Below are 9,335 nucleotides of genomic sequence, written 5' to 3' on the forward strand. Positions count from 1 at the left end.
AGCCGGCGCTCAAGGCGGCCGTCAAAGGCGCCGAGGCCGAGGGCAAGGCCCCCGCCACACGCCCCACGCGTGTGCCGCCGCCACGCTTCGCCTTGCAACTGCTGCGCGCGGGGCACTGTTTGCTGCTGGTCGAGCTGGCCACCGGCCAGCCGTTTCAGAGCCGCGATCCTTCTTACCTGCTGCTCAAGGACATGCTGCGCGCTGCGGGCCTGCCCGACGCCCCGCAGATCGTCGGTGAGCCGGTGCGCTGGCCGATGCTGGTGCGCGGCACCATGGACCAGGGGCCGGACGCTGCACGCGAGTTCGTGCAAGCCTTCGTCCAGGCGCGTCTGGAAGACGCCCCATGCGGCTGTCTGTGGCTGGTCGGCCTGCCCGCCATACGCTTTGCCGGCGCGGCCGAGGAAGCGGCGTATTACCAACTGCTCGAGGTCGATGGCCTGGGCGCTGCCTGGGCGCTGCCAGGTCTTGAATTGTTGATGGACGAGCCGCAGCGCAAGGCCGATGTCTGGACAGCCATGCGCCAGCTGATGGCGCGCTGGAAACCTGTTGAATGAGTGACCCGATCACGTTCCGCCCCATGACCGAGGCGGACCTCGATGCCGTGCTCAAGATCGAATACGCCGCCTTCAGCCACCCCTGGACCCGCGGCATCTTTCAGGATGCGCTGAAGTCGTATGAGGTCTGGTTGATGTTCGACGGCCAGCAGCAAGTGGGCCACGGGGTGGTGAACGTGATCATCGACGAAGCCCACCTGCTCAACATCACCGTCAAACCTGAAAACCAGGGCCGCGGCCTGGGCCTGCGCCTGCTCGAACACCTCATGGCCCGCGCCTGGCAGCTCAACGGCCGCGAATGCTTCCTGGAAGTGCGCGCGAGCAACCAGTCGGCATACCGGCTGTATGAGCGTTACGGGTTCAACGAAGTGGGCCGGCGTCGAGATTACTACCCCATGGCGGGCGGGCGTGAAGATGCGCTGGTGATGGCGTGCACGTTGTTTGAGGACTGAGTGATGTGCGGTACTGCACAGTCTGCGAGCGGGGGGTAAAACTTCCCGGCGTTTGGCATGACTAATCCGGTGACCATTCCTTCCTTCCGGAGATCCACCGACATGCACGTCGCATTCCGCCCGCACTGGCTACTCGCCCTCGCTCTGCCGTTAGTCCTCGCCGCGTGCGGTGACAGCGAGCCCGACCAGCGCGCGGCCTTCAAGCAGTTCCTGCAGACCCGCATCCTCGACAAGCCCGGGGTTCATGTTCCCAAGCCGACCGCCGAGGAATCGAAGGCCTTTGGCGACTATTCATCGCACTACGCGGTGATCACTGACTTCAACGGCAAGATGGATGAGAGCGTCAAGCCGCTGGGCAACCTCGTCAAAACCATTTCGGTGCGCTCGCTGAACGATGTGATCGAGCATCGCAATGATCTGCAAGCCGCCAAGAACGGCTTGAACGAGATGGGTGAGCACCTCAAGCAGTACCGGGCAGAGGCCGACGCCGCACATGCCAAGCTCAAGCAGCCGGACGACTTGAAACCGGTCTACGACAAAGCCTACGACCGCACCGTGAGCACGCCGACCAACGCCTTCATGGGCGTGCTGCCGCAGATCAACACCGCGATGGATGCCATTTCGAGCGTGGGCGACTACGTCGAGGCCAACAAGGCGCAGATCCAGATCAACGGTTCGCAGATCACCGTGCAGGACCCCAAAGTGCTGCAAGAGCTCAATACGCGCCTGCAGGCGGTCAATGCCCAGGGCAAGGCCGTGCAGGACGCGCAGTCGCGCATGCAGTCGGTGATGTACGGCCGTTGATTGCAACGACGCAGGAGCTGGCACGAGTCAGTGCATGCGGGAGCAACGGTCGTGATGCCCAGCACGGTTTTATCGTTCCTCCTGGTGTCGCTGCTCAGCAGTGACGCCAGCGCTGCTGGCGATGACCGGGACCTGCTCTCGTTCGCTCGCTGGGCCGGCGACCACCCGACCCGTGCGTTTCGCGACATGCTGGTCGAGGCACGCCTGTATGGCGTCGTACCGATCGACCAGCTGTTGCGTTCGGCGTCCGACTGGCGCCTGTGCCATGCCGACCCGTTCGCCATTCCACCTTCGGCGCAATGGCCTGCGGTGCGTACCACCCTTGAGCTGCTCCAGCATGTACGCCAGGCGGGCATCCTGTCTTCATTCGAAGTGGTCTCGGCCTACCGTGGTCCGGCACTCAATGCCTGCGCCGGCGGTGCGAAGCAGAGTGCCCATCTGCGCGCTTTTGCGGTAGACCTGTTGCTGCCGCCTGACACGGACCTGACGCTGCTCTACACCTTCTGGCGAGACCATGGCGCCGACTGGAACATGGGCTTGGGACGTTATCCATCGGGACGCATACATATTGATACGGCGGGCTATCGAAGTTGGTAGGCGCATTCAAGTTGGCGTATGAAAGTCGATTGAAACACTTGCCGTTGTCTGACGGGTCGACTGCGCGCGGTATTCATGACGGTTACAGTCGTGGCGCGAAGGCACACCAGGTTCTGTTTGCAATACAGGTGCATTGTTCGGGTTGATGACTTCAGGCTGGCGGAGAACGGTGATGGAAATAAAATTTCAAAAATGGGCCAACAAACCAAAAACGCTTTTGCGCTATGTGAAGCCCGGTGATCTGTTCTGCTTCTCATCGAAGGGCGGTGTATTTTATTTCGGCAGAATCATGACGAAGAACAGCCTGGGCCATGTGGCAGAGGTGTTTTGTGAGCAGGCGAGCACCCCGGATGCCTCGCTTCTATCGAGTTTCAAGCGTCTCGGGCGTCCGTTGATTCTCGATTCCTATGGGTTGTTCGATAGGAAAAGCGAAGGGGATTGGCGGATCGTGGGGCATCAGCCCGGCTATGCTGCGCCCACCGACGAGCTTATCTACTTCACTTATGGCGTTGGCCCTTTTTGCAAGCGTGTCGATCAGTTCGACCGTGAGGTTGCCATCAGCGCAGAAGCGGCAAAAACCTATGAGACCTATTCGCCGATGGGGGATGCAGACGTCAAGGAGGCGCTGGGGATCGTTTGAAAGCTTGAGGGATGGCTGTGCCACATGGGTATATGCGCTCAGTCGTCTTGTGTCCACGCTACGCCACACATCATCCATATCAAGGAGTTGATCGATTTGAAATGTCTGAAACCGGCTACAGCGCTGCTGATGGGTTGTTTGGCCCTCTCTGCCGAATTGCCTGCATTCGCTCAGGACGCTGACAAGGTACTTGCCGAAGTCGTCGAGAAACAGAAAAAGCAGTTGCCCTTGATATTGGATGCCGAATCGACGGTGGATAACATCGTCTATGCGGACAAAAAGCTCGAATACACCATCACCTTGCCTGGCTACAAAGGCCAGCCAGGCGAACAAGGGTATTATGAAAGCTTCTTGAACCAGCAGATCATGCGCACGCTGTGCAAGCAGACGGCGTACTTGATGGTACTGGCGCTTGGCAATCAGATTTCTTATCGCTATATCGATAACGATGGCGCGCCGATTACTCAGATCACGCTTTCGGAAAAGTCCTGCCCTGCGCAAGGCTGAGCCTTGTTCACCGTGGCCCGCTACGCGCTCATGCTGTGCTCACACCAGGCCACGGCGGCAGTCCGCGCCCGGCGCCCATTACCCGTACCCGCATGCCACCCTACGGTCGTGCGGCGCGCGGTGGGTGTGTTCGCCGCGCGTTCTTGCAGGTATTCGTCCCGCCTGGGCACTTTCAGAACCAGCGCATGCCTTCGAATGGATTCCAGCTCTTGGAGCCTTTGACGCGGGTCAGGTAATAGCCATAGTTGGTGCTCATGCCGTACATCGCTGCGATGCCGCCATTGATGCCAAAATCCACCCCGCGAGGCAGCGTTAAATCGAATGCAACTTCGATCAGGCCCAGGACAAGCCCAATGGCGAGACCGATCCCGATCAAGCTCAGGTTCTTGCGCCACATACCCAAGACGAACAGGTAAATCAGCCCGAAGAAGAACGCGATGACGTTCATGGCGATCAGTCGACGTTTTTTTCCAGGCAGCGCTTTGAAGGCCGCCTGATAGTGCGGCGACTGCGGCCCGCCGTATCGCTCGAAAAAGGCAAAGCGTTCCTGCCACTTTTCATTGAGTGAAGTATCTGGCGAAAGTGTGTGCTGAGTGTCGGCCATGGGTGATGCTCCTTGAAGTGGTCCATCAAAGGTTGAATGTCGTCCTGGAATAGCCAGTCTGCACCTGCCAAGTCGCTGCAACGGGCTAGCGCGTGAAGCCGCGTTGTAGATACCCGATTGGGGCGTGAGTTCAGGGCTGCACGAGCCGAAAGCGCGAACTGTTAAATCGTTCGCACTTTACCTGCGGCTGGGACTGCGCAAATCAGCGCGGCAATCTGTGGTGGGGGAGGACTGAAGTGGGGCGGGCTCAGCAGGAATGCCAGACACAAAAAAGCCCGCACAAGGCGGGCTTCTTTGTTGCTTGGCGATGCGGGCATCGCTAAGCAGGTGTTTGGTGGCTACACAGGGACTTGAACCCCGGACCCCAGCATTATGAATGCTATGCTCTAACCAACTGAGCTATGTAGCCAACTGGCGCGCATTATTCTCTTCAGCACGCCCTCTGTCAACACTCTCCTCAAAAAAATCTGCACGCTTTCAGAAACTTAGCCAGATCCACCGATCAACGCACCAGCAGCCCGTGGCCAAGCACGTCATTGAGCTGCACGTGCTGTTCGCCTGCCAGGCGTTCGAGCGTGGCAGCGCTGCGGTCCAGGTCGAAGTCTCCGCTGACCCGACGCTGGGCAGTCTGCTCGTCCATCAGCCACAGCCGTTGGCCCTGGTAGCCAGCCAGGCGCTCCAGCACATGGCCGAGCGGCATGTCGTTGGCGATCAGACGACCCTGGCGCCAGGCCTCTGCCGTTTTGACGTCAGCTTTCTCAACGCTCTGCAGGCCGGCGTCATTGAAGCTCACTCGCTCGCCGGCCGACACCAGTCGCTGGTCAGCGCCTTGCTGGACCACGGCCCGGCCTTTCAATACCACCAGTTCATCGTAGTCGGCGTGCCGCGCGATCAGCATGCGCGTACCGAACACCTGAATCCGCGTATCGCCCACCTTCACGTCCATTTCCCGCCCGTCGAGCTTGACCTCCAGCAGCACCTGGCCCTGGACCAGCTGCAAATGGCGCACGCGCCCGCGCAAGTCGAGGTTCATGGCGCTGGCGCTATCGAGGTGCAGTGTCGAGCCTTCGCTCAGGTGCACCATGCGCCGCTCGCCCGCGTCGGTGTGCACCTGGCTGGCCAGGCGCTCGGCCCAGGGCCAATAGAGGTAGGCGAGGGCGGCCAGCATCAGCACGAAGAGCACGCCCAGGTAAAGACCGGCCCGGCCGTTGCGCACTGCCAGCAGGCGCGGGCGCGGGCGGGGCCGAACCAGCACGGGTTTGATTGGCAGCCTGCGAGCCTGTAAAGCAGCATAGGCCTGGGCATTGACCGGGTCGGCGCACCAGGTGGCGAACGCCTGGCGAAACTGCGTGGCACAGCCGGGTTGTTGCAGCAGCGTGAACCACTCCAAGGCGTCCTGATCGGGGTCGGGCGTGGGCTGCAAGGCGGGCATCGGGCTCATCGTTCGGTCGACTCTGCAAGGACGTGAGAAAGGCCAAAAGGGAGGAAAGGCAATGTGCCAGCGATGCTATTTATATTGAGAACCATTTGCAAGTACACGGCGGATAGGCGGTAAAAAAGGTAGCTAAGTAACTAGTTGTTTCCGGATAATCGTTTTTCATTCCCTACGCCCACGGATGATTCGGCCATGGCCAGCAGCAGTACGCAGACTTCCACCGCCTCCAGCCCGGCGAACCCCGCCAATACCCTGGTGATGTCGATCATCGGCTTTTGCGCGCTGGCGCACCTGATCAACGACCTGATTCAGGCAGTGCTGCCGGCCATCTATCCGATGCTCAAGGTCAACTACGACCTGAGCTTCACGCAGATCGGCCTGATCACCCTGACTTTCCAGGTCACCGCGTCCTTGCTGCAGCCCTGGGTCGGCTTCTTCACCGACCGTCGGCCAACGCCGAACCTGCTGCCGCTGGGCACGCTGTGCACGCTGGTCGGCATTCTCATGCTGGCGTTCGTCGGCAGCTTCGAGATGATTCTGTTGGCGTCGGCGCTGGTCGGTATCGGTTCATCGACCTTCCACCCGGAAACCTCGCGGATCGCGCGCCTGGCCTCCGGCGGGCGCTTCGGCCTGGCCCAGTCGACCTTTCAGGTCGGTGGCAATACCGGTTCGGCCTTCGGTCCGCTGCTGGCGGCGGCCATCGTCATCCCGTTCGGCCAGACCCACGTGGCCTGGTTCGGCCTGGCGGCGCTGTTCTTCTTCTGCGTGACCCTGAAACTGCGTGGCTGGTACGCCGGGCACCTGAGCCAGGCCAAGGCGCGCAAGGTGGTGCCGGTGACCCACGGCCTGTCGCGCGGGCGGGTGATCGCGGCGCTGGTGATCCTCGGTCTGCTGGTGTTTTCCAAGTACTTCTACATGGCCAGCTTCACCAGCTACTTCACCTTCTACCTGATCGAGAAATTCGACCTGTCGGTGGCCAGCTCGCAGTTGCACCTGTTCCTGTTCCTCGGCGCGGTAGCGGCGGGCACCTTTTTCGGTGGCCCGATCGGTGACCGCATCGGGCGCAAGGCGGTGATCTGGTTCTCGATCCTGGGCGTGGCGCCGTTCACCCTGGCGCTGCCCTATGCGGACCTGTTCTGGACCACCGTGCTCAGCGTGATCATCGGCTTCATCCTGGCCTCGGCGTTTTCCGCCATCGTGGTCTATGCCCAGGAACTGGTGCCCAACAGTGTGGGCATGATCGCCGGGATCTTCTTCGGCCTGATGTTCGGCTTCGGCGGTATTGGTGCGGCGCTGCTGGGCTATGTGGCGGATCTGCGGGGGATCGAATACGTGTATGGGGTGTGTTCGTTCCTGCCGTTGTTCGGGTTGTTGACGATATTCCTGCCTTCGACACGTAAACGCTGATGCGATGATGAGGCTGCCATGGGGCGAAGCATCAGGAACCTGTAGAAGCGGCCGAAACGACCGCTCCAGGGGACCGGGTTGGGCGGGCCGAAGTGATTCTTCTGGAAAGCGCGGTCGGTGTGGAGCGACCGGTCCGGCGCTCCGGTCAGTCGCGATGGACGGCGCAGCCGTCCTGATCCAGGCGACGGTTATCGCCTGACACTATGCTGCAGCCATTGAGGCTGCCTCGCAGCCCATCGCGGCTAAAGCCGCTCCTACCCGAACCGCTTTATCGCGAGAAGCGAGTACGCATTGCGGACCGAATGAGTCTGTATACCGCGATCTCTGGGAAGCACCGGACCGCCCGCTCTCACAGCAAAACCAGAGCTCTGCGCGACAGCGCGGCACTTGGCGGCGGAGTGGCTCCTGCTGCGAATGACGTGCTCCCCACTGAGCGGCATTAGCCCACTAGCCTGATTGACGAGCCAGGGCCGCTGGCCTAGAGTCGCGGCTCCTGTCCTTTCCTGCAGCCGACCTCATGCACCGCTTCCCCCTGTCCTCGCCAACGTGCCCGCCTGATCCACAGGCCCGGCATTGCACCTGGCCGAGCGACACGGTGCTCAAGCGTCGGCGCAGCGTGCTGTTCGCCTTCACCTTTTCCCCGCATCTGCCACGTTGCTGATTCGCGCTGCCCGGCCACTGTCGGCGTGGCGCCTCTGTGCCTGCGCGTGAAGCGCTGTGCGTTGAAAGCAGCTGTACGTTGACTGGATAGGGCGCGGCCGTGTACGAAGCCGCTGAGGAGAAGGGATGAACATGCGTTTGCTGGTGGGGCTGTTGTTTGCGGTCTCGGTGGTCGGCTTCAGCCTGGGTGCGACCTTGCCGCTGGTGTCTCTGCGCTTGCAGGCAGCCGGGGCCAGCACGCTGGAAATCGGCATCGTTTCGGCGATTCCGGCAGCGGGCATGATGCTTTCGGCGTTTCTGGTCGACGCCTGCTGCCGACGCCTGACCCGCCGCGTCATCTACCTGCTCAGTTTCAGTCTGTGCACCGCCAGCATCGCCTTGCTCGACTGGGGCTTCGCCACGCTGTGGCAACTGGCTGTGCTGCGCCTGGCGCTGGGGTTGGGCATGGGGGTGGCGATCATTCTGGGCGAGTCGTGGGTCAACGAACTGTGCCCCGAGCACAACCGCGGCAAGATCATGGCGCTGTACGCCACCTGCTTCACCGGCTTTCAGGTGCTGGGCCCGGCGCTGCTGTCGGTGCTCGGCGCGCAGAGCCCGTGGCTGATCTGGCTGGTCACGGCCTGCTATGGCCTGGCCCTGCTGTGCATTGTGCTGACGGTGCCCAACGACCGGGTCGTGCATCACGACGAGGAGGCCGGCTTTGGCCTGGCCGGCTTCTTCCGCGTGGCGCCGGCGCTGTGCATGGGCGTGCTGTTCTTCTCGTTCTTCGATGCGGTGGTGCTGTCACTGATGCCGATCTATGCCACCAGCCATGGTTTTGCCGTAGGCGTGGCGGCGTTGATGGTGACGGTGGTGTTTGCCGGCGACATGCTGTTCCAGCTGCCCTTGGGCTGGCTGGCCGACCGCGTCGAGCGCGCTGGCTTGCACCTGGCCTGTGGCGCGGTGGCGATGGCAATCGGGATCGGCTTGCCGTGGCTGTTGCAGGTCGAGTGGCTGCTGTGGCCGATGCTGGTGCTGCTCGGCGCGGTGGCCGGCGGCATCTATACCCTGGCACTGGTGCTGATCGGCCAGCAGTTCAGCGGTCGTGACCTGGTCATGGCCAATGCCAGTGTGGGTTTGCTGTGGGGCGTCGGCAGCCTGGTCGGCCCGCTGGTCAGCGGCGCGGCCATGAGCGCCGCACCCCATGGGCTGCCGATGATGCTGGCATTGATGGCCGGGTTGTTCGTGGTGTTTGCCTGGCGCGCCTGCCGGCAGGGCGCACGGCGCGCCGAGTTGACCGGCTAGGGACAAGCGCGTGGCGTCCGATTCATGCCGCTGATCGCTCGGCAGAGCACGGCGGCTGCGTTGATGGCCGGGTTGTTCGTGGTGTTTGCCTGGCGCGCCTGCCGGCAGGGCGCACGGCGCGCCGAGTTGACCGGCTAGGGACAAGCGCGTGGCGTCCGATTCATGCCGCTGATCGCTCGGCAGAGCACGGCGGCTGCGTTGATGGCCGGGTTGTTCGTGGTGTTTGCCTGGCGCGCCTGCCGGCAGGGCGCACGGCGCGCCGAGTTGACCGGCTAGGGACAAGCGCGTGGCGTCCGATTCATGCCGCTGATCGCTCGGCAGAGCACGGCGGCTGCGTTGATGGCCGGGTTGTTCGTGGTGTTTGCCTGGCGCGCCTGCCGGCAGGGCGCAC

11 protein-coding genes and 1 tRNA gene are annotated in these 9,335 nt (G+C 62.3%); 9 read left to right on the top strand and 3 right to left on the bottom strand.

The features are described 5' to 3' along the window. From RT028_RS18480 to RT028_RS18505, 6 genes are all read left to right on the top strand, one after another. On the top strand, positions 1 to 554 hold a 554-nt coding region (locus tag RT028_RS18480; protein ID WP_312936671.1), incomplete at its 5' end, for an energy transducer TonB. Next, positions 551 to 1,006, top strand: a complete 456-nt coding sequence (rimI, locus tag RT028_RS18485) for a ribosomal protein S18-alanine N-acetyltransferase (protein WP_312936672.1) — start codon at positions 551 to 553, stop codon at positions 1,004 to 1,006. The genes RT028_RS18480 and rimI, both read left to right, overlap by 4 nt. A 102-nt stretch (positions 1,007 to 1,108) precedes the next feature. Beyond that, on the top strand, positions 1,109 to 1,810 hold the full coding sequence (locus tag RT028_RS18490; protein WP_312936674.1) for a DUF3053 domain-containing protein: 702 nt from the start codon (positions 1,109 to 1,111) through the stop codon (positions 1,808 to 1,810). 54 nt (positions 1,811 to 1,864) lie between these two features. Further along, entirely contained in the window at positions 1,865 to 2,407 is a 543-nt protein-coding gene (locus tag RT028_RS18495) for a D-Ala-D-Ala carboxypeptidase family metallohydrolase (RefSeq protein WP_312936676.1), read from the top strand. Between the two features lie 172 nt (positions 2,408 to 2,579). Then, entirely contained in the window at positions 2,580 to 3,047 is a 468-nt protein-coding gene (locus RT028_RS18500; protein ID WP_312936678.1) for an Imm26 family immunity protein, read from the top strand. A gap of 96 nt (positions 3,048 to 3,143) precedes the next feature. Next, positions 3,144 to 3,554, top strand: coding sequence for a hypothetical protein (locus RT028_RS18505; RefSeq protein WP_312936680.1), 411 nt, complete (start codon positions 3,144 to 3,146; stop codon positions 3,552 to 3,554). 172 nt (positions 3,555 to 3,726) lie between these two features. Here the strand turns inward: RT028_RS18505 and RT028_RS18510 are convergent, their stop codons facing one another. The 3 genes from RT028_RS18510 to RT028_RS18520 all read right to left on the bottom strand — a co-directional run bounded on the left by RT028_RS18510 (position 3,727) and on the right by RT028_RS18520 (position 5,599). Further along, positions 3,727 to 4,158 (bottom strand): DUF2628 domain-containing protein, encoded by a 432-nt coding sequence (locus tag RT028_RS18510; RefSeq protein WP_312936682.1) that lies wholly within the window; start codon positions 4,156 to 4,158, stop codon positions 3,727 to 3,729. A gap of 332 nt (positions 4,159 to 4,490) precedes the next feature. After that, positions 4,491 to 4,567 (bottom strand) — tRNA-Met (locus RT028_RS18515). A gap of 93 nt (positions 4,568 to 4,660) precedes the next feature. Next, positions 4,661 to 5,599: a FecR domain-containing protein gene (locus tag RT028_RS18520; RefSeq protein ID WP_312936684.1), complete on the bottom strand. Its 939-nt coding sequence runs from the start codon at positions 5,597 to 5,599 to the stop codon at positions 4,661 to 4,663. Between the two features lie 186 nt (positions 5,600 to 5,785). On the opposite strand from RT028_RS18520, the gene RT028_RS18525 reads away from it, so the two are divergent. The 3 genes from RT028_RS18525 (at position 5,786) to RT028_RS18535 (ending at position 8,944) form a co-directional block, all read left to right on the top strand. Beyond that, positions 5,786 to 7,000, top strand: coding sequence for an MFS transporter (locus RT028_RS18525; RefSeq protein ID WP_312936685.1), 1,215 nt, complete (start codon positions 5,786 to 5,788; stop codon positions 6,998 to 7,000). Between the two features lie 517 nt (positions 7,001 to 7,517). Beyond that, positions 7,518 to 7,661 (top strand): hypothetical protein, encoded by a 144-nt coding sequence (locus RT028_RS18530; RefSeq protein ID WP_312936686.1) that lies wholly within the window; start codon positions 7,518 to 7,520, stop codon positions 7,659 to 7,661. 125 nt (positions 7,662 to 7,786) lie between these two features. Further along, positions 7,787 to 8,944, top strand: a complete 1,158-nt coding sequence (locus tag RT028_RS18535) for an MFS transporter (RefSeq protein WP_312936688.1) — start codon at positions 7,787 to 7,789, stop codon at positions 8,942 to 8,944. The last annotated feature ends 391 nt before the right edge of the window (positions 8,945 to 9,335 follow it).

It is taken from the genome of Pseudomonas sp. (genome assembly GCF_032058845.1).
Taxonomy (GTDB): Bacteria; Pseudomonadota; Gammaproteobacteria; order Pseudomonadales; family Pseudomonadaceae; genus Aquipseudomonas.

Excerpts from the sequence above, each read along its gene's own strand:
- RT028_RS18490 (WP_312936674.1), top strand. The coding sequence starts at position 1,109 with ATGCACGTCGCATTCCGCCCGCACTGGCTACTCGCCCTCGCTCTGCCG.
- RT028_RS18525 (WP_312936685.1), top strand. The coding sequence starts at position 5,786 with ATGGCCAGCAGCAGTACGCAGACTTCCACCGCCTCCAGCCCGGCGAAC.
- rimI (WP_312936672.1), top strand. The coding sequence starts at position 551 with ATGAGTGACCCGATCACGTTCCGCCCCATGACCGAGGCGGACCTCGAT.
- RT028_RS18495 (WP_312936676.1), top strand. The coding sequence starts at position 1,865 with ATGCCCAGCACGGTTTTATCGTTCCTCCTGGTGTCGCTGCTCAGCAGT.
- RT028_RS18530 (WP_312936686.1), top strand. The coding sequence starts at position 7,518 with ATGCACCGCTTCCCCCTGTCCTCGCCAACGTGCCCGCCTGATCCACAG.
- RT028_RS18520 (WP_312936684.1), bottom strand. The coding sequence starts at position 5,599 with ATGAGCCCGATGCCCGCCTTGCAGCCCACGCCCGACCCCGATCAGGAC.
- RT028_RS18500 (WP_312936678.1), top strand. The coding sequence starts at position 2,580 with ATGGAAATAAAATTTCAAAAATGGGCCAACAAACCAAAAACGCTTTTG.
- RT028_RS18535 (WP_312936688.1), top strand. The coding sequence starts at position 7,787 with ATGAACATGCGTTTGCTGGTGGGGCTGTTGTTTGCGGTCTCGGTGGTC.
- RT028_RS18510 (WP_312936682.1), bottom strand. The coding sequence starts at position 4,158 with ATGGCCGACACTCAGCACACACTTTCGCCAGATACTTCACTCAATGAA.